Source organism: Streptomyces sp. NPDC059477, assembly GCF_042749375.1.
Lineage (GTDB): Bacteria > Actinomycetota > Actinomycetes > Streptomycetales > Streptomycetaceae > Streptomyces.
This window is the reverse complement of sequence record NZ_JBHYUG010000052.1, coordinates 10995-29729: the sequence shown is the minus strand read 5'-3', so window position 1 is coordinate 29729 and position 18735 is coordinate 10995. Positions and strand designations below refer to the sequence as shown.

Below are 18735 nucleotides of genomic sequence, written 5' to 3'. Positions count from 1 at the left end.
CCGACCGGCCCCACTCCTGCCTCCATCCGGTACCACCCCGGTCACTCCCGGATCAGTTCGGATCAGTCTCGGATCAGTCCCTGATCACTCTTGGATCACTCCTGGTCACAGCCGGTTTCCCGCGCCGTAGGGGGCGTACAGGTCCAGGAGGCGGGTGCGGGCCGCGTGCAGCCGGTGGGCGAGCACGTCGCCGACCCACTGGGCGATCGCGCGGCCCAGCGCGGGGTCGTCGTCGCCCATCGCGCGGACGGCGGTGGCGTCGAACTCGTACGCCCGTACCGGCGTCATCGCCTCCGCGCCCAGATGCCAGACATGCGGGGTGAACAGCCAGGACCAGCCGACGAGTTCGTTGTGCCGGAGGGTCTCGATCACGGCGGCGCGGCGGCCGGGCACATGCAGATCGAGTTCGACCGTGCCGGTACGGATGATCCAGAACCGGTCGGCGTGGCCGCCCTCCTCGAAGAGCCGGGTGCCCTGGTCGAAGGACACCTCTCGGGCGACGCTCATCAGTCGCTGCCGGTGATCGATGTGCAGGGCGCGCAGCATGCTGGGCGTGGCGGTGGTGGTCATCGTTGCCTCCCGACCCGGTGGGGCGCAGCCGCCGGCAGTGGGGCTGCCTCTACCAGAGTGCGCCTGCCGGTGCGCTTGTGGCCATGGGCCACCCGTCCCGGCCTCCTTCACCCACCCCGGGCCGTTCGGCCCCCGGCGGGGACCTCCGGCCCCTGCCGGGCGGGGGCCAGGAAGGCCAGGGTGGAGGTAGCGGAAGACCAGGAAGTGCCAGGAGGTGGACGTCATGACACGCCCCGTCATCGTTGGGCTCGACGGTTCCCGGGAGAGCCGGGCGGCGGGTGAATGGGCGGCCCGTGAGGCACGGTTGCTCGGGGCGCCCCTGAAGGTGGTCCATGTGTGGGAGCCGGTGCCCGCGCCGCGGGCGGCGTTCCCCGACGCGGAGACCCAGGCGCACTGGAGCGAGCGCGTCCCCCGGGAGGCCGCCGAGGGCATCCGGCTGCGGCACCCGGGGCTGAATGTCACCACCGAGCAGTACCCCGGCCGTCCCGCCGATGCCCTCGCCGCCGCCGCGGACGACGCCGAGCTGCTGGTGCTCGGCTCCCGGGGGCTCAGCGGGATCGGCGGCTTCATGGTCGGCTCGATCGGGCACGCCGTCGTGGCGCGGGTCCGGCGTCCGGTCGTGCTGGTCCGGGCCGGGCAGCAGGCCGCCGCCGAGCACGAGCCCGACCCGGTCGGCATCCCGTCGGCAGCGACCCGGTTCCGGCCCGTCGTCCTCGGCCTGGACATCCGGTCCACGGACACCGCGACGATCGAGTTCGCCTTCGCCGCCGCCGAGCGCCGAAACACCGCCCTGCGGGTCGTCCACGGCTGGAACCCGCCCCCTTACTACGTCTACGCCCTGGCCCTCGACCCCGCCTTCCACGGCTCGCTGGCCCAGGAGGAGGCCGGTGCCCTGGCCGAGCTGCTGCGCCCCTGGCGCGACAAGTACCCGGACGTCGAGGTCGTCGCCGAGTCCCTGTACGGCACTCCGGGCGACCACCTGGTCGACGCCTCCCGCCAGGCGTCCCTGGTCGTGGTCGGACGCCGGATCCGGCGTCATCCGATCGGCGCCCACATCGGCCCGGTCACCCAGACCGTCCTGCACCACGCCACGGCCCCCGTCGCGGTCGTCCCCCACGACTGACGGCGACCGGGCACCCGCGGCACCCGTCACCGAGAACGAACCATCACGCAAGGAGCGTCATCATGAAGGCAGCGGTCGTACGGGCCTTCGGAGCACCGCTGGTCATCGAGGACCGTCCCGATCCCGTGCCCGGCCCCGGTCAGGTCCGGGTCCGGGTCGAGGCGTCCGGGCTGTGCCACACCGACATCCACGCCGCGCACGGCGACTGGCCCGTCAAGCCCAGTCCGCCCTTCGTGCCCGGCCACGAGGGCGTCGGCCTCGTCGAGGAACTCGGCGCCGGAGTCACCCACCTGAGCGTCGGCGACCGGGTCGCCGTGCCCTGGCTGGGCAAGGCGTGCGGACGCTGCGAGCACTGTCTGTCCGGCTGGGAGACCCTGTGCGAGCAGCAGATCAACACGGGGTACGGCTGCGACGGCGGATACGCGGAGAAGATGCTCGCCTGGGCCGACTTCGCCCAGCCCGTGCCCGAGGGGGTCAGCGCCGTCGACGCCGCCCCGCTGACCTGCGCGGGCGTCACCACGTACAAGGCGCTCAAGGTGGCGGGCGTACGGCCCACGCAGCTCGTCGCGGTGTCCGGGATCGGCGGGCTCGGGCATCTGGCCGTGCAGTACGCGAAGATCGCCGGGGCGAAGGTCGCCGCGATCGATGTCACGGACGACAAACTGGAACTCGCCGCCGAACTCGGCGCGGATGTCCTCATCGACGCCCGCAAGGACGATGTGGCCCAGGTGCTCAGGAGCCACGGCGGGGCGCACGCGGCGATCGCGCTCGCGGTGAACGAGTCCGCCTTCGCCGCCGTCAATGCCGGGCTGCGGCGTGGCGGCAAGCTGGTCATGGTCGCGCTGCCCGCGCACGGCACCATCCAGGTCCCCATCTTCGACACCGTGCTGAACGGCACGAGTGTCATCGGCTCGATCGTCGGCACCCGGCAGGACCTCGCCGAGGTCTTCCGGCTGCACGCGGGCGGCCGTACCCGGGTCATCAGCGAGATCCGCTCGCTGGACTCGGTCAACCAGTCGATCGACGATGTACTGCGCGGCCTGGTCCGGGCCCGGATCGTCTTCGACCTCACGGAAGGACGGTGACCATCATGGAACTCCCGGTCGTGATCGGGGTCGACGGCTCACAGCCCGCGCTGCTCGCGGTCGACCGGGCGGCGGACGAGGCCGCCCTGCGCGGCGCGGAACTGCGGGTCGTGTACGCCTCGCTGTGGGAGCGCTATGAGGGCGACGCCCTCGCCGACGATCTCGGCGGGTCCGGCGAGTCCGGCGAGGAGGTGATGGGCCGCGACATCGTGGACTCGGCCGCCCGCCGCGCCCGGCTGCGCCATCCGGCGCTGCGGGTGTCCGTGGACGTCGTACCGGAGGAGCCCGAGTACGCGCTGGTGCGCGAGAGCCGTAACGCGTCGCTGCTGGTCACCGGCAGTCGGGGCCGCAGCGGGCTCGCCGAGGCGCTGCTCGGCTCGGTCAGCCTGACCGTGGCCGGGCATGCCCACTGCCCGGTGATCGTGGTCCGTGGCGAGGGGTCGCCGGGGCGCGGGGGCCGGATCGTGGTGGGCGCGGGGGAGGACTCCACCGAGGCGCTGCGCTTCGCCGCCGAGGAGGCCCGGCGTCAGGGGGCGGTCCTGGACGTCGTACGGGCCTGGCGGGCGCCGGTGCAGGGGAGCCCCAGCCCGGCGGCGCTGGCCGGGGAGTCCGCCCGGCACCGTGAGCGGCGGGCGGCGCGGGAGCTGGACGCGGCGGTGGAGGAGGCGCTGAAGGGTGCCCCCGACGGGCTCGGTGAGGGCCTCGACGTGCGGCGCCGTACGGTCGAAGGGGCTGCCCGGATCGTGCTGGTGGACGCGTCGCGGGGTGCCGACCTCGTGGTGGTCGGCGCCAAGCGACGGCCGAGGACCTTCGGTCTCCAGCTGGGCCGGGTGGCGCACCGGGTGCTGCATCACGCGGGCTGCGCGGTGGCGGTGGTGCCTGAGCGGGGATGACGGTGGGGGTGGCGGGGGGCAGGTGCGATCGAGTTGGCGGCGGCGAGTCGGCGGCGGTGTTGTCAGGGGGCTCAGAGGCTTGCCGCGTGGTCCGGGACGTAGGTCTGGAGATCGCGCGGCGGGCGCTGGTAGCCGGTGGAGGCCGGGCGCTCCGGCAGCTTCAGGACCGGGGGCGGGACCTCGTGGTAGGGGACGGTGTCCAGCAGGTGGGCGATCATGTTCAGCCGGGCCCGGCGCTTGTCGTCGCTCTCCACCACGAACCACGGCGCCTCGGAGATGTCCGTGTGCACCAGCATCTCGTCCTTGGCCCGCGAGTACGCCTCCCAGCGGGTGAGCGACTCCAGGTCCATCGGGGAGAGCTTCCAGCGCCGCAGGGGGTCTTCCAGCCGCTTGCGGAAGCGTTCCTGCTGCTCGCTGTCGCTCACCGAGAACCAGTACTTGCGCAGCAGGATCCCGTCCTCGACCAGCATCCGTTCGAAGATCGGGCACTGGCGCAGGAACAGCTGGTACTCCTCCTTGGTGCAGAAGCCCATCACATGCTCGACCCCGGCCCGGTTGTACCAGGACCGGTCGAACAGCACGATCTCCCCGGCGGCCGGGAGGTGCTCCACGTACCGCTGGAAGTACCACTGCGTGCGCTGGCGCTCGGTCGGCTTCGGCAGCGCGGCGATCCGTGCGATACGGGGGTTGAGGTGCTCGGAGACCCGCTTGATGGTGCCGCCCTTGCCGGCCGCGTCCCGCCCCTCGAAGACCACGACCAGCCGCGCGCCCGTCGTGCGCACCCACTCCTGGAGCTTGATCAACTCGGTCTGGAGCCGCAGCAGTTCCCCTTCGTACACCGCGCGGGGCACTTTCGTCTTCTTCTTGCCGGCCACTGCGCCTCCACTGCCCGTCCATCAAGTGGACGTCACGGTACTTTCCTACGCGGTTCCGCGCACCCCGGTCTCCATCGCCGGGCGGGTCAGCTCCCGGGGCAGGTCGGGGTGGATGTCGAAGACGCCGCCGAGCTGGGCGGCGCGCAGGGTCCGCAGGAAGCGGCGCCCACCGGCGATCAGCCGCAACCGCCCCTGCCGGGCGCGGACCCGGTTGCGGGTGCGGCACAGCACCCCGAGCCCGGCGCAGTCGATGAAGGAGACCAGGCGCAGATCCACCACCAGATCGGGGTGCGGCGCCGAGGCCAGTGCGTCCAGCCGGGCCGCCAGCGGCGGCGCGGACACGAGGTCGATCTCGCCGAACAGCGCGACGATCGTCGTCCCGCCGACGGTACGTACCGGAGGCTGCGGTGCGGGCCTCGTCTGGTTCTCGGACATACTCCGATCAAACCGGCCCGGGGGAGCCGGCGAAAGGGCCGGACGGTCCCCGCCGGGGTGCCGGTCGGCACTCCGCGCCACCGGACGTCGGGCCCTGGCCTGCGGTGCCGGTCCCCGGTTTGCCGGGGTCTGGCTTGCTCGGGGTCTCGCTTGCTCGGGGCGTCGGGGCGTCGGGGCGTCGGGACACCGGGGTGCTGGGGCCTTCGGGCTTCCCCGGGCCCTGGGCTCCGGCCCCACCCGGCCCCCTGGCCCTCCGGCCGCCTGGCCCCGCGCCCCCCGAGGGGCCCCAGCCCCCTGGCCCGCGCCCCTCGGGCCCCCGGCCCCCTGGCCTCCGGCTTCTGCTGCTCCTTGGCCTTCGGGGCTCCTGCTCCTCCCGAGCCTCCCGGCCTCCCGAGCCTCCCGGCCTCCGGGCGTCGCTTGGGCTTCCGGCTTCCTCCCTCGGGTTCTGGTCCACCGAGGCCCGAGGGCTCTGCCCACCGGGCCCCGGGCCCTGGCCCCCTCCGGGCCCTGGCCCCTGGCCTCCGGCTTCCTCTCCTCCCGGCCTCCTGGCCTCCCGGCCTCTCCTGCCCCTGGCCTTCCGGGCCTCCGGGCGCCTGGGCCTCCGGGTCCTGAAGGCCTCTCTGCCTTCGGGGCCCCTGGCTTCCGGTCTCCAGGCCTCCGGCTCTTCCTGCCCTCCGGCCCCGGTCTCCTGGTCTTTCGGTTCTCCCGGCCTTCAGGACCCCCGGCTTCCGCCCTCCGGGCCTCCCGGCCTCCCGGCCTCCCGGCCTCCCGGCCTCCCGGCCTCGTGGTCCTTGGGGCCTCCTGGCCTCGGGCCTCGAGCCTTCGGCTTTTCCGGGCGCCCGGCCCTTGGCCTCCCAGCCTCTCCGCGCCCCGGTCCCCGGTCTCCCGGTCTCTTCGCGCCCCGGCCTCGGGTCCCCTGGCCCCGCCCCCCCGGCTTCGCCAGCCCCCCCTTCACCTCCCCTTCCCCCCACCTCCCCCTTCCCCCCGCCGCCCCCGTAGGCCGGGTGGCCCAAGCGGGGTGGGCGTATGTCGGCCACTATGGAGATGTGGGCGAAAGTGGATGTATGGGTCAATTTCCGGCGTCGGGGAAGGTCGACGAAAGGGTGTGACGGTCATGGTGGGACAGCCGAGGGACGACGTGGCGGGGGAGCGGCCCCTGGGTGATCTGGGGCGCCGTATCGCCTCCCGGCGTGCCCACCTCGGTCTGACCCGGGACGAGGTGGCCGACCGGGCGGGCATGGCCGCCAGCTACGTCCGGTACCTGGAGGAACACCCCGGCGCCGCGCCCGACCGGGGCACGCTCCTGGGACTCGCCGGCGCCCTGGAGACCACCGTGCCGGAGCTGACCGGCGGCACCGCCGACCTGCCGCCCGGTCTTGAACAGGCCGCCCCCGGGGCCGAGTTCGCCGAGCTGGCCGAGGACGAGAGCCGGTCCCTGCTCGGCAGCCACGGCATCGGCAGGATCGCCGTGGCCACCGGCACCGGGCCCGTCGTCGTGCCGGTCAACTACAGCGTCGTGGACGGCGCGATCGTGTTCCGTACGGCCCACGACGCCACCCCCGCCCTCGCCGCCGGACGCCGGGTCGCCTTCGAGGCCGACCGGATCGACGACGCGTTCAGCCGTGGCTGGAGCGTCCTGGTCCGCGGCCACGCCCGCACGGTGACCGACCCCGACGAGATCCGCCGCCTCGACGCGGGGGCGTACAGCGCGCCCTGGGCGGGCGGCGACCGCGATCTGTGGATCAGCGTCGACCCGGCGGTGATCACCGGGCGGCGGATCAGCGTGTGAGGCCGGGTGGGGGTGGAGCAGAGGGGTGGGGTGTGGTGTGGGCGCCGGCCGTGGTGGCTACGGGTGCGCCACCAGCCTTACCCCCGTCACCAGATCCGGGCGGATCCGGACCGTCTGGTCCATCTCCTGGTCGATCCACGGGTGGATCAGGGCGTGGTAGCGGGAGACCTCCGCCGGGTCGGTGACCAGTTGGGCGTAGCCGGTGACCACCACGCTCCAGCCGAGGTGGGTGTCCGGGTCCAGGGCGTCGGCCTCGTAGGCGACGACCACCCCGGGGGCGTCGGCGCCCTGGGCGTGGGAGGTGAGGGCGGCGCCGTCGTGGGTGCGGATGACGATGTCCCCGGCGTCCAGCACATGGTTGACCGGGCGAACCGTCGGCAGGGCGTGCCGGGTGAACACGATCCGGCCCAGCGACACCTCGCCCAGCAGCCGCAGCGCCTCCTCCGCGCCGATCTCGACAGGGCGGCGCGATCCGGCGGTGACGCGCCGCGGCGCTGGGTCCCGGCGGTCCCCCTGGACGTCGTACAGGTGATGGACCATGACGTGCTCCTCGGGTCGACGGCTCGGACCGGTCCACGGTCACGGCGCAGGTTCAGGGTGGAACGCGGGGCGGGCGGGTGGGGAGGTGCTGTTCTTCCCCGCCACTGGGGCCGACCGGCCCAGGGGACGGCATCGGGTGCGGCGGGTGAGTACGGTGGGCGTGTCCGGTGTCCTCTCGTTGTCCGTCCGGCGCGGTTCCGGCGGGTCCCGGTCCGTCCGGCCACCGGCCACGGACACCGCGACGCCGCACCCCGGACGCAAGATGCCGCAGACCGGACCGAGGAGACGCAGGTGGCAAGCCCCGACGAGCCCTGGGCGGCGCGTGTACGCCTGCCGCAGCTGAGGCTGGACGAGCTGCTGGAGGAGCTACAGGCGCGGATCGACGCCGCTCGCGGCACCCGGGACCGGGTGCACAGCCTGCTGGAGGCGGTGCTGTCGGTCGGCCGGGAGCTGGACCTGGAGCAGGCCCTGCGCAGCATCGTCGAGGCCGCCGCCGCACTGGTCGACGCCGAGTACGCCGCCCTCGGGGTGATCGGCCCGGACGGGCGCCGGCTGTCCGCGTTCCACACCGTCGGCGTCACCGAGGAGGAGATCGCCCGCATCGGCCCCTACCCCGAGGGCCATGGCATCCTCGGCGAACTGATCCACAACCCCGAGCCGCTGCGCCTGGACAAGCTCTCCGCGCACCCGGCGTCGTACGGCTTCCCGCCGAACCATCCCCCGATGAACACCTTCCTGGGCGTCCCCATCCGCGTCCGCGACCAGGTCTTCGGGAATCTCTATCTGACCGAGAAGCGGGGCGGCGCGCAGTTCGACGAGGAGGACGTCTCGGTCACCTCCACCCTCGCCGTGGCCGCCGGGGTGGCCATCGACAACGCCCGCCTCTACGAGGAATCCCGGCTGCGTGAACGCTGGCTGCGGGCGACCGCCGAGATCACCCACGGCCTGATGTCGGGCGCCGGGCGCGGCGAGGTGCTGCGGCTGATCGCCGAGCGTGCCCGGGACATCATGGGCGCCGCCCTCGCGGTGGTCGCGATGCCGATGGAGGACACCGACGCGCTCGGCGTGGAACTCGCCCTTGGGCCGGAGGCCGACACCGTACGCGGTCTGGTGCTGCCCGCCGACGCCGGTCTGATCGGCGAGGCGTTCACCACCGTCACCCCGGTGACCAGCGCGGACGTCTCCCGGGACGAGCGGATCTCATCCGAGTCGCTGCGCGCGACCGGCCTCGGCCCCGCCGTCGCCGTGCCCGTCGGCACCGGCGAGGACGGGGTGCGCGGAGTGCTGCTGCTGCTCCGCGAGGCGGGCCGTACGGTGTTCACCGCGATGGAGATCGAACCCCTCCAGGGCTTCGCCGCGCAGGCCGCCGTCGCCATGGAGCTGGCGGAGCGGCGCCGGGACGCCGAGGAGGTCGCGGTGCTCAAGGACCGCGACCGGATCGCCCGCGATCTGCACGATCTGGCGATCCAGCGGCTGTTCGCCACCGGGATGACCCTCCAGAGCGCGGGCCGGTTCATCGACCACGCCGAGGCGTCCGAGCGGGTGGTGCGGGCGGTCGACGACCTGGACGAGACCATCAAGATCATCCGGTCCACCATCTTCGGCCTGCGCACCCGCCAGGGCGTGGCCGGCGGCGGGCTGCGCTCCCGCGCGGTGCGGATCGTCGGCGAGGCCGCCCCGGTGCTCGGGTTCGCGCCGAGCATCCGGATGGAGGGCCTGGTCGACACGGACGTACCGCGCGAGATCGCCGACCATGTGGTGGCCGTGCTGTCCGAGGCGCTCACCAACATCGCCCGGCACGCGCACGCGAGCCGGGCCGATGTGGTCCTCAGGGCCGCCTCCGGTCAGATCCGCCTCACCCTGACCGACGACGGCGTCGGCATCCCGGCCGACGGCCGCCGCAGCGGCCTGCGCAACATGGCCGAGCGGGCCCGGCAACTGGGCGGCGAACTGGAGCTGAGCAGCCCGCCGGGCGGGGGTACGCGGCTGGAGTGGTGGGCCCCGGTGCCGGGGGAGTAGGTCACCCGGGCTCCGGCTCGGGAGCTATCCGGCGGCGGGGAGCACATGGTCCCCCACCCGGTCCGTGCTCAGGCACAGTGAGCAGACGACGGCGTCGTGGGTGACACACGCCGTGACGTCCGGGCGTTCGTAGGACTGGCCGCAGACGTGGCAGTCGTAGGCGGCTTCGCTGGGGTTGCCGTCCGCGTCGAGCAGCGGCTCGGCGATGCCGTCGTCCGTGCGGCGCAGGTAGTAGCGGCCCTTGGTGACCATCGCCATCAGCGGGGTGAGGACGAAGGCGAGCACGGCCGCGGCGACGGGGGAGTACGGCTGGAGGGTGTCGCCCAGGGCATGGAAGTACATCGCGATGGACAGGGCGGACGCGGCTCCGAAGGCCACCACCCCCACCGGGTTGACCGCGTACAGCATGCCGCGGCGGAACTCCGGCTGGAGCGGGGAGAGTTTCAGCAGGTACTTGTTGACGCCGATGTCCGTGGCCACGGTGACGACCCAGGCGATCGCGCAGTTCGAGTAGAAGCCGAGGAGGGAGTTGAGGAAGCTGAACATGTCGGCCTCCATCAGGATCAGCGCGAAGACCAGGTTGACCAGCACGAAGACCATCCGGCCGGGGTAGCGGCCGGTGACCCGGGTGAAGGAGTTCGTCCAGGCCAGCGAACCCGAGTACGCGTTGGTCACATTGATCTTGATCTGGCTGATCACGACCAGCGCCACCGCCAGCGGGACCACCGTCCAGGATGGCAGCATCGCCTCGAAGGCGCCGTGGAACTGCTGGATCGGCTCGGTCGCGGAGGCGGGCCCCACCTCGGCCAGGATGTAGACGGCGAGGAAGACCCCGATGGCCTGCTTCAGCGCACCCAGCACCACCCAGCCCGGCCCGGCCATCACCACGGCCGTCCACCAGGCGCGCTTGTTCTCGGCGGTCTTGGGCGGCATGAAGCGCAGATAGTCGATCTGCTCACCGATCTGCGCGATCAGCGACAGACACACGCCCGCGCCCAGCAGCACGGACGCGGTGTTGAGGGCGCCCTCGCCGTCCGTACCGGCGTACCCGAGGAAGCTGTCGACCGTGCCCGGCTCGGTGACGACGAGATAGACCAGCGGCGCGACCATCAGCACCAGCCAGATCGGGGTGGTCCACACCTGGAGCTTGCTCAGCGCCTTCATGCCGTAGATGACGAGCGGGATCACCAGCAGCGTGGAGACCAGATAGCCCAGCCACAGCGGCAGCCCGAAGCCCAGTTTCAGCCCCTGCGCCATGATCGAGCCTTCGAGGGCGAAGAAGATGAAGGTGAAGCTGGCGAAGATGACGCTGGTCAGCACCGAGCCGTAGTACCCGAAGCCGGAGCCGCGGGTGATCAGATCGAGGTCGATGTTGTAGCGGGCGCCGTAGTACGCGAGTGGGAACCCGGTGATGAAGATGACCGCGGCGGCCACCGTGATCGCCACCAGCGCGTTGCCCGTGCCGTGGGCCATCGCGATGCCGGCGCCGATGGAGAAGTCCGCCATGTAGGCGATGCCGCCGAGCGCGGTCGTGGCCACGACCATCGGGGTCCAGCGGCGGTAACTGCGGGGCGCGAAGCGGAGGGTGTAGTCCTCCAGGGTCTCCTTGACCGCTTGGTCGGTCCCGGGGTCCTTCGGGACGGTCACGGAACCTTTCGGGTCGGTCCCGGGGTTCTTCGGGTCGGTCCCGAGGTCCTTGGGATCGGTCCCGAGGTCCTTGGGATCGGTCCCGGGGTTCTTGGGATCGGTCGTGGTGAGCCGTGACTCGGCCGTGGTCATGCCTGGCCTCCTGAGGGGGCAGGGTGCGGGTGCGGCGCGGTCACGCTAGAAAGCGGCTGTTTCCGCCGGTTTCGTTTGTCGTGAACACGGTGTTTCCGGGGGTTCATGTCCGGTTGCGCCGGGATGAGAGGCGCGCCGCCCGGAGCACCTCCCGGGACCCGGTCAACCCTGTGCTTGGATACGGCGCATGGACGACCTCACCCGTATGTGGATCGGTGCGATCCCCTCCCTCGACCCGGACAGCCGGGAGGTGATCCTCGATCTCGACCACACCTCCACGGATCCCGGCGAGCGCATGGCCTGCCGGCTGCTGAACCGGGGGCACGAGGGCGAGGAGGGCGTCTTCTATCTGCTGCCGGAGGATCTGTCGGCCCGTTACGAACGGTCCGGTGACCGGCTCGCCGTCACCGTCCTGGCCCATCGGGAGCTACTGGCCCGCGATCTGACGCCGGATCGGACCTCGGGCTCGACCTCGGGCTCGACATCCGGCCCGACATCCGGCCCGACGCCCGGTGCCGATGATCTCGCCGGGCACCTGGACTCCCTGCCGTCCGACCCCCGCGACGATCGCTGGGTCGTCCTGCTGCGCCGCGAGACCGTCACCGACTTCGAGCCCGTCCGGCGCGACGGGGAGTACCAGCCGGTGCTCCTCCTCGACCACGCCGGCGGGCACCCCGCAGGACCGGTCACCCCGGCCGAACTGATCGCCGGGTTCGAGGCGGGCGAGTCGGGCATCGCGGTCATCAACGCGCGTACGTGAACACGGGTCCGACCGGCCCCACCGTTCACGCCTGACGGTGAGTCACCGCCCTGACCGGCCCAATCGCGGGTGACCCGGGTGGTGGGCGGTGTCGCGCGGTTCGACACTCCGGCCATGAGCAACCTCACCGCCCGCCCCTCCGCGCGCCTTCGACGACGCGCGAGATCCGCGGGCCTCTCCTGCGCCGTGGCCCTCACGGCCGTACCCGTTCTGGTCCTCGGTCCCGGGGCCACCCCGGCGTCCGCCGCACCCCTGCCCGGCGGACTCGGTCCCTGTGTCCCCGGCGACTGCACCGACCCCTTCCCCGGCGTGAGCAACGGTCCCATCGCGGGCCGGGACAACGCCATCAACGTCTTCGTCGGCAGCGACTTCCATGTACGGGGCGCCGCCGCCGAGGCCGAGGGCCGGGTCGTCGTCCTGGACAACTTCGACATGAACAAGCGCGCGGGCGTCAGCCGGGTCTACAACGTCGGCGAAGCGGGCGTCGGCTCCCGGGTCCCGCCCCCGGTCGGTGCCGACTGGCTCACCACGGGCGGCAACATCACCGTGGCGCCCGGACAGCGGCTCCTCGCCGAGCGCGGGGTCGTGCGGCACGCCGGTACGGTCACCGGCACCGTCCTCGCCACCCTGGCCCAGGATCCCGACGCCACCGATCCCTATGTGGGCCTGCGCGACCAGTTGACCACCGCCAGCCAGTGCTACGCCCGGGTGAACGGCACCCCGCGCCCGCCCACCGGCACCGCCGTCAACCAGGGCGGCCAGACCCTGTTCACCGGCGACGGCACCTCCGCCCTCCAGGTCTTCAACGTCGACTTCAACATGACGGCGGCGAACGGCGGCCAGCAGGGTGTCACCTTCGCCGGCATCCCGGCCACCGCGACGATCCTGGTCAACATCCTGGGCGCCAACCGCACCATCAACACCTACAGCGGCGGCATCGCCGACACCGCCCCGCTCAACGCCTACCGCGAGCGCCTGCTGTGGAACTTCCCCGACGCCACCACGGTCGGCCTGACCGGCACCGGGCAGTTCCAGGGCAGCTTCCTGATCGGCAATCAGTCCTCCAGCACCACCGTGACCCTGCCCGGTGTCAACGGCCGCTTCTTCACCACGGGCGCCCTCACCCACACCTCCGCCGCGACCGGTGGCGGCGGCCAGGAGTTCCACGCCTACCCGTTCAACGGGGATCTGCCCGACTGCGGCACCCCCGTCCCGCGCACCGGCGTGGTGGAAGTGGTCAAGACCGACGCCGGGACCGGCGCGGTCCTCGAAGGCGCCACCTTCCAGCTGTGGCGCGAGACCAACGGCGTCCCTGGCCTCCAGACCACGGGCCCCGACGCGGACACCGCCGTCGGCGGACCCTGTGTCACCGACACCGAGGGCCTGTGCGGGCGGACCGTGGACACCGGGACGTACTACTGGCAGGAGACGGACGCCCCCGCGGGCTATGAACTGCCGGAGCCCGCGGTGTTCGGCCCACTGGTCCTGACCACGCAGAACGCCGCCGACGGGGTGTCCGTGACGGCCGCGAACCGGCCCGTCTCGTCCCCCCAGGACACCGGCAGCGTACAGATCGTCAAAACCGATGCCGACAGCCGCGACCCGCTGCCCGGCGTGACCTTCGAACTGTGGGAGGAGACCAACGGCGTCCCCGGCCTCCAGACCACCGGCGCCGACCCCGACACCCACGTCGGCGGCGTCTGCGCCACGGACACCGCGGGCCGCTGCACCTTCGGCGAACTCCCGCAGGGCACCTACTACCTGCGCGAGACGGCCGTACCCGACGGCTATGTCCTGCCCGCCAACCCGGTCAGCGGCCCGTACGTCATCGACACCGACGGCGAGACCGTCACGGCCCGCCTCGACAACACCCGCGAGGAACCCCCCGAGCCCTGCAAGCCGGGCGGCTACGGCGACGGCGGCCATGAAGGCCACGGCGGCCACAGCGGCTACGGCGGCTACGGCGGCTACGGAGACAAGGGGTACGGCGACAAGGGCTACGGCGACAAGGGGTACGGCCACGGAGGTGACGGGCACTGCGTCGACGCCTGATGCCGTACCGGTGTGATCCAGCCACCCTCCCGATACGAGCCGCGCCCGCCGTCGCGTTGATGGTGGGCGCGTTCGTGTGAGCGGTACCCGCACCAGGACCCGCCGCCCTTAGGCTGCGCCCAGCGCGACGGCGTACAGAACTGTGTTCGATGACTTCGATGAGAGGGAGGCGGCGGATGCCGACAGAGGTCGGGGGAGTGCGGGTGCCGGAGGGGGCGGCGGCCGAGCGGGCGCTGCTGGTCTGTGCGGAGTACGCGGACCGGGCGCTGTATCACCACAGTCTGCGGGCGTATTTCTTCGGTGCTCTCTGGGCCGGGGAGCGCGGACTCGACCACGACCGGGAGCTGTTCTTCGTCTCCGCGCTGCTGCACGATCTGGCGCTCACCCCGCCCTTCGACAGCCACAGCCTCGCCTTCGAGGAGGCCGGTGGTCATCTGGCGCGGGTCTTCACGGCCGGGCTGGGCTGGCCGGTGGAGCGCCGGGACCGGGCGGCCGAGGTGATCGTGCTCCACATGCGGGACGACGTGGCGCCGGAAACCGACCCGGAGAGCCGGATGTTGCAGGTGGGCACCACCGCGGATGTCTCCGGCGGAGGGCTTGAGGACTTCGATCCGGCGTTCCGGCGCGCTCTCGTGGACGCGTATCCCCGGCTCGGGTTCGCCGCCGCCTTCGTCCGGCTGGTCGAGGACCAGGCCGCCCGCAAGCCGCAGTGCGCGGCGGGCCGGTACGTCGCGAGCGGAATGACGGACCGGGTGATGGCCAACGGGCTCGACCGCCTCTGACAGCCGTGGGTACGGGTCAGGCGGTCCGCTCGTCGGGGTGCAGGGCGTCCAGGATCAGGGTGAGCCCGAAGTCGAACTCCTGCCCGTAGTCGTAGCCCGGCTTGAGGACGTGTTCGGTGGCCAGTTCGGCGAGGTGGGGGTAGGCGCCGGGGGGCATCTCGCGCAGGATGGCGCCCGCCACCTCGTCGGGTTCCGCGCCGCCCCGGATCGGCAGGCTCAGTTCCTGGAGCACGAAGCCGTACAGATAGCTGTCGATCAGCGAGATGGCGTGTGCGGTCATCGGCACCGAGAATCCGGCCGTGCGCAGGGCGCCGAGCACGGCGTCGTGGTGGCGCAGGGTCGCCGGGCCGGGCTGTGAGCGCGAGTCCATCAAGCCGATCGCCCATGGGTGGCGCAGCAGGGCGGCGCGGGCGGAGCGGGCGCGGCGGCGCATGGCGGCCCGCCAGTCCCCGCCCGGGTCGGGGACCGGCGGCTCGATCTCCCCGAACACCGTGTCCACCATGCCGTCGAGAATGTCCTCCCGGCCCGCCACATGGTGGTACAGCGACATCGCCTCGACGCCCAGCGGCGCGGCGATGGCCCGCATGGTGAGCGACGCCGACCCCTTCTCGTCCGCCACCGCCACCGCCGTACGGATCACCCGCTCACGGCTGAGCGGGGTGCGGCCCGCCGCGCCGCGTCCCGATGCTCCCCGGCCCCCTGTGCCGCGCCGGGGCGCCGCCTTGCCTCCCTGGGCCATCCGCCGCTCCCTTCCTCTCCCGCGAACCCTGACCGCCTCGACCGGCCTTGACCGGCCTTGACTGCCTTACGGTATAAGGTTACCTTGCCTTACAACATAAGGTGCTCAGGTGGGTGAAGGGGGTCCGGGACATGGGCGACGGGCAGCGGGAACAGGGGCCGATCCGGAAGGTCTGTGTCGTCGGCGCGTCCGGCAAACTCGGGCGGTACATGGTCCGGCAGTCGCTGGAGCGTGGCTACGAGGTGGTGGGCGTCTGCCGGGAGCGCAGCGTGCTGAAACTGGCGGAGTTCGAGGGGCGGATGACCGTCGTGCCCGGGGACACCGACGACCGGGAGGTGATCCGCAAGGCGGTCGAGGGCTGCGACGGGGTGCTCACGGTGCTGGTGCCGTGGGGGGTGCGGCAGTACTCGTCGGGTACGGCACAGGCGGTGCTCGACTTCGCCCGCCCCGGCGCGCGGCTGGTCTTCTCCTGCGGCTGGCACATCACCCGCGACGGCAAGGACCGCTACTCACGGCTGTTCAGCTTCGGGCTGCGGGCCGCCACCGTGATCGGGAAGCTGGTGCGGTTCGCCGAGATCGACGACCAGGTGGAGGCGTGCGCCCGGGTGTTCGCCAGCGACACCCGGTGGACCGTGGTGCGCGGCAGTTCCCTGGAGGAGGGCGAGAGCCAGGGGCTGCCCGTGTGGAGCCGGCATGTGGGCGATCCGGTGCTGGCCAGCGATCTGACCCGGCGGGTGGACTTCGCGCTGTTCATGGTGGAGGCGCTCACCGACGACACGCTCGTGCGGGAGGCCCCGGCGATCGTCGGCTGCCGGACGCCGAGCGCGCTGGCCCACGCGGGGACGGCCTCCGGCCGGGTGTGAGACGCGGGTCCGGCCGGAGAGGGCCGGAGAAGGCCGGAGAGGGGGGTGGAGCAACGGCAGTATCTGACCCGAGCCGTGGCCGGGGTCGTCACGCACCCCCCGTGGCCGCGAGTCCCTCACGATCTCCGTCCGGCCCGTCGAGGCGGTCAGCCTGGCCCGGGGCACTGACAACGTTTTGGAGCGCGAAGGCCCAGCAGGGCTGCGTCCACCGGCCGGGTCAGCCGTCGTTCTGGCCGCCCCGCGCGTCCAGGAGCCGGGTCTCCACCTCGCCCACGCCCCAGCCGTACGCCATCTTGTGGACCTCCAGGACGAAGAAGGACTCGGTGGAGATGACGCCCTCCATCAGATGCATCCGCTCGTTCACCAGGTCGGTGAAGTGGTCGGTGTCCCGGCAGATGACCTCGGCCATCACGTCGTACTGACCGGCCGTCATGATGACGTACGACGTCTCCGGCAGTTCGCGCAGTTGGCGGCAGACCTCGCGGGTCATGCCGGGGCGGACCTTCAGCCCTATCATCGCGAACCGGTCGAAGCCGATCGTCAGCGGATTGGCGATGCCGACGATCTGGAGGACACCGTTCTCCTCCAGCCGCTGGACCCGGTAGCGGACCGAGGAGGCCGGGATGCCGAGATCCTCGGCGATCTGGCTGTAGGCGCGTCTGCCGTCGGCCTGGAGGATGGCGATGACGCGCCGGTCGATGTCGTCGAGCGGATGGCCGCCCTGATGTGCCGTGGAACCCATGTGTCCATCATTCCTTGCGGTGTCATGAGCCGAAGTCCCGGTCGGGTGCCGAAGCCCGGTCAGGGGTCGAGAGCCCGGTCAGGAGTCGAGAGCCCGGTCAGGAGTCGAAGCCGAGGCCCAGCCGGTCCAGGGTGCGCAACCACAGGTTCCGGACACCCGCTTCGTCCTCGCGGGCCATCGAGTGGCGGGTCGCCTGGATCCCGAGGTAGCGCACCGGCTCCGGCGGGAACGGCACGGGCGGGCGGCGGATCATGGCCGGGCTGGTCGCCTCGGTGCGCCTGCCCGCCAGCAGATCGAGCATGACCTGGGCGCCGTACCGGGTGGCGCCGACGCCCAGACCGGTGAAGCCGAGGGCGTAGGAGATCCGGCCCCTGGCCGCCGTACCGGCGAACATGCAGAAGCGGGTCGTGGAGTCGATGATGCCGCCCCAGGCGTGCGAGAAGTTCACGTCGGCGAGGCGCGGGAAGGTCTCGGCGAACTGCCGGGCCAGTGTCTCGAAGGTCTCGGCCCGCTGGGTGAGATGCTCGTCCGCGCGGCTGCCGTAGTGGTAGATGGCGTCGTAGCCGCCGAAGAGAATGCGCCGGTCGTCGGTCTTGCGCAGATAGTGGAACTGGTTCCCGGCGTCCGTGATGCCGTGGTCGCCGAGCCAGCCGATGGACCCGAGCTGATCGTCGGTCAGGGGCTCGGTCACCAGGGCGTAGTCGTAGACCGGGACCATGGTCAGGGAGAGCCGGCGCAGCAGCGGGCGGTAGATGTTGGTGGCCAGCGCCACCTTGCCGGCCCTGACCTCGGCGTACGGGGTGCGCAGCCGGACGCCGCCGCGGGCCCGGGTGTTCAGCGCCTGTACCTCGGTGTGCTCGGCGATCCGCACGCCCGCCTCCAGACAGGCGCGGCGCAGTCCCCACACCAGCCGGGCCGGGTCGAGCAGCGCGTAGTCCGGGCTCCACAGGCCCGCCGACCACAGCGGTGAGTCGACGTACGCGCGTACCTCGTCGCCGTCCAGCAGGGTGGCCGCCTCGCCGTGCCGGGCGGAGAGCGCGGCGGCCTCGGTGAGCGCGCGGGCCTGCCACTCGGTCGCGGCGACCGTCACCTTGCCGGTACGGGCGAAGCCGCAGTCGATGCCGTAGGTCTCCAGGTCCCGTTCGAAGGCGTCGAAGTTGGCGGCGCCCAGGCGCTGGAGGAGGCCGGTCTCGCCGGGCCAGCGGGCGACGCCGTTGGCGAGGCCGTGGGTGAGGGAGGGGGAGCAGAAGCCGCCGTTGCGTCCGCTGGCCGCGTGTCCGCAGGTCCGCTGCTCCAGCAGCAGGACGTCGAGGCGGGGGAAGCGGCGCTTGGCGAGCAGCGCGGTCCACAGCCCGGTGTAGCCGCCGCCGACCACCGCCAGATCGCAGACGGTGTCCTCGGTGAGTCTGGGCCGGGCCCCGGGACTCTCCGGCCGGTCGAGCCAGTACGGCACGGGCGCCGCGTGGCGCAGTCGGCTGCGGGGGTCGGCCGGACGCGAGGTCTCGGGGGCGGAGGTCATGGGGTGCGGGGCTCCTCACTGTTCAGGAGTGGGGGTGGGGGTGGGGATGGGGGGTGGGCAGGCGGGGGGGGCGGGGGGGTGGGGGGGGGACCCCCCCCCCGGGGGGGGGGGGAGCCCACAACGGGGAGCGGCCCCCGGAGCGCGGGGGGGAGAGAGAGGGGCAGCGACAC

Annotated in this window: 17 protein-coding genes; 9 read left to right on the top strand and 8 right to left on the bottom strand. The window is 72.5% G+C overall.

The annotated features are described in order from the left end of the window. Nucleotides 1-105: 105 nt before the first annotated feature. A complete protein-coding gene (locus ACFXAZ_RS24525; protein ID WP_384595123.1) occupies nucleotides 106-570 on the bottom strand; it encodes a cyclic nucleotide-binding domain-containing protein in 465 nt (154 codons plus the stop codon). A gap of 223 nt (nucleotides 571-793) precedes the next feature. On the opposite strand from ACFXAZ_RS24525, the gene ACFXAZ_RS24520 reads away from it, so the two are divergent. The 3 genes from ACFXAZ_RS24520 (at nucleotide 794) to ACFXAZ_RS24510 (ending at nucleotide 3671) form a co-directional block, all read left to right on the top strand. Then, a complete protein-coding gene (locus ACFXAZ_RS24520) occupies nucleotides 794-1693 on the top strand; it encodes a universal stress protein (RefSeq protein WP_384595120.1) in 900 nt (299 codons plus the stop codon). A gap of 62 nt (nucleotides 1694-1755) precedes the next feature. After that, entirely contained in the window at nucleotides 1756-2778 is a 1023-nt protein-coding gene (gene adhP / locus ACFXAZ_RS24515) for an alcohol dehydrogenase AdhP (RefSeq protein WP_384595117.1), read from the top strand. 5 nt (nucleotides 2779-2783) lie between these two features. Continuing rightward, on the top strand, nucleotides 2784-3671 hold the full coding sequence (locus ACFXAZ_RS24510) for a universal stress protein (protein ID WP_384595114.1): 888 nt from the start codon (nucleotides 2784-2786) through the stop codon (nucleotides 3669-3671). Between the two features lie 71 nt (nucleotides 3672-3742). Here the strand turns inward: ACFXAZ_RS24510 and ppk2 are convergent, their stop codons facing one another. Beyond that, on the bottom strand, nucleotides 3743-4546 hold the full coding sequence (ppk2, locus tag ACFXAZ_RS24505; RefSeq protein ID WP_384595111.1) for a polyphosphate kinase 2: 804 nt from the start codon (nucleotides 4544-4546) through the stop codon (nucleotides 3743-3745). 45 nt (nucleotides 4547-4591) lie between these two features. Next, nucleotides 4592-4981: an STAS domain-containing protein gene (locus tag ACFXAZ_RS24500; RefSeq protein WP_384595108.1), complete on the bottom strand. Its 390-nt coding sequence runs from the start codon at nucleotides 4979-4981 to the stop codon at nucleotides 4592-4594. A 1114-nt stretch (nucleotides 4982-6095) separates the two neighbouring features. Here ACFXAZ_RS24500 and ACFXAZ_RS24495 point away from each other — a divergent pair. Next, the gene (locus ACFXAZ_RS24495) at nucleotides 6096-6770 is read left to right on the top strand and encodes a helix-turn-helix domain-containing protein (protein ID WP_384595105.1); all 675 of its coding nucleotides are present in this window, start codon (nucleotides 6096-6098) and stop codon (nucleotides 6768-6770) included. A gap of 57 nt (nucleotides 6771-6827) precedes the next feature. Here the strand turns inward: ACFXAZ_RS24495 and ACFXAZ_RS24490 are convergent, their stop codons facing one another. After that, a complete protein-coding gene (locus ACFXAZ_RS24490) occupies nucleotides 6828-7310 on the bottom strand; it encodes a pyridoxamine 5'-phosphate oxidase family protein (protein WP_384595102.1) in 483 nt (160 codons plus the stop codon). A 291-nt stretch (nucleotides 7311-7601) separates the two neighbouring features. Between ACFXAZ_RS24490 and ACFXAZ_RS24485 the strand changes: the two genes are divergently transcribed. Beyond that, nucleotides 7602-9329: a GAF domain-containing protein gene (locus tag ACFXAZ_RS24485; protein ID WP_384595099.1), complete on the top strand. Its 1728-nt coding sequence runs from the start codon at nucleotides 7602-7604 to the stop codon at nucleotides 9327-9329. A 24-nt stretch (nucleotides 9330-9353) separates the two neighbouring features. On the opposite strand, the gene ACFXAZ_RS24480 is transcribed toward ACFXAZ_RS24485, so the two are convergent. After that, nucleotides 9354-11108 carry a purine-cytosine permease family protein gene (locus tag ACFXAZ_RS24480; RefSeq protein WP_384595096.1) on the bottom strand — a complete coding sequence of 585 codons (1755 nt, stop codon included), beginning with the start codon at nucleotides 11106-11108 and terminating at the stop codon, nucleotides 9354-9356. 187 nt (nucleotides 11109-11295) lie between these two features. On the opposite strand from ACFXAZ_RS24480, the gene ACFXAZ_RS24475 reads away from it, so the two are divergent. The 3 genes from ACFXAZ_RS24475 to ACFXAZ_RS24465 all read left to right on the top strand — a co-directional run bounded on the left by ACFXAZ_RS24475 (nucleotide 11296) and on the right by ACFXAZ_RS24465 (nucleotide 14702). After that, entirely contained in the window at nucleotides 11296-11868 is a 573-nt protein-coding gene (locus ACFXAZ_RS24475; protein ID WP_384595093.1) for a hypothetical protein, read from the top strand. A gap of 114 nt (nucleotides 11869-11982) precedes the next feature. Further along, the gene (locus ACFXAZ_RS24470) at nucleotides 11983-13920 is read left to right on the top strand and encodes a choice-of-anchor A family protein (RefSeq protein ID WP_384595090.1); all 1938 of its coding nucleotides are present in this window, start codon (nucleotides 11983-11985) and stop codon (nucleotides 13918-13920) included. A 176-nt stretch (nucleotides 13921-14096) separates the two neighbouring features. After that, nucleotides 14097-14702 (top strand): HD domain-containing protein, encoded by a 606-nt coding sequence (locus ACFXAZ_RS24465; protein ID WP_384595087.1) that lies wholly within the window; start codon nucleotides 14097-14099, stop codon nucleotides 14700-14702. 16 nt (nucleotides 14703-14718) lie between these two features. Here the strand turns inward: ACFXAZ_RS24465 and ACFXAZ_RS24460 are convergent, their stop codons facing one another. After that, entirely contained in the window at nucleotides 14719-15441 is a 723-nt protein-coding gene (locus ACFXAZ_RS24460) for a TetR/AcrR family transcriptional regulator (RefSeq protein ID WP_384595084.1), read from the bottom strand. 131 nt (nucleotides 15442-15572) lie between these two features. On the opposite strand from ACFXAZ_RS24460, the gene ACFXAZ_RS24455 reads away from it, so the two are divergent. After that, complete coding sequence (locus ACFXAZ_RS24455; RefSeq protein ID WP_384595081.1) at nucleotides 15573-16304, top strand: NAD(P)-dependent oxidoreductase; 732 nt, start codon at nucleotides 15573-15575, stop codon at nucleotides 16302-16304. Nucleotides 16305-16521: 217 nt separating this feature from the next. On the opposite strand, the gene ACFXAZ_RS24450 is transcribed toward ACFXAZ_RS24455, so the two are convergent. Then, nucleotides 16522-17046, bottom strand: a complete 525-nt coding sequence (locus tag ACFXAZ_RS24450) for an Lrp/AsnC family transcriptional regulator (RefSeq protein WP_384595078.1) — start codon at nucleotides 17044-17046, stop codon at nucleotides 16522-16524. 97 nt (nucleotides 17047-17143) lie between these two features. Beyond that, nucleotides 17144-18565, bottom strand: a complete 1422-nt coding sequence (locus ACFXAZ_RS24445; RefSeq protein ID WP_384595075.1) for an NAD(P)/FAD-dependent oxidoreductase — start codon at nucleotides 18563-18565, stop codon at nucleotides 17144-17146. Nucleotides 18566-18735: the final 170 nt, after the last annotated feature.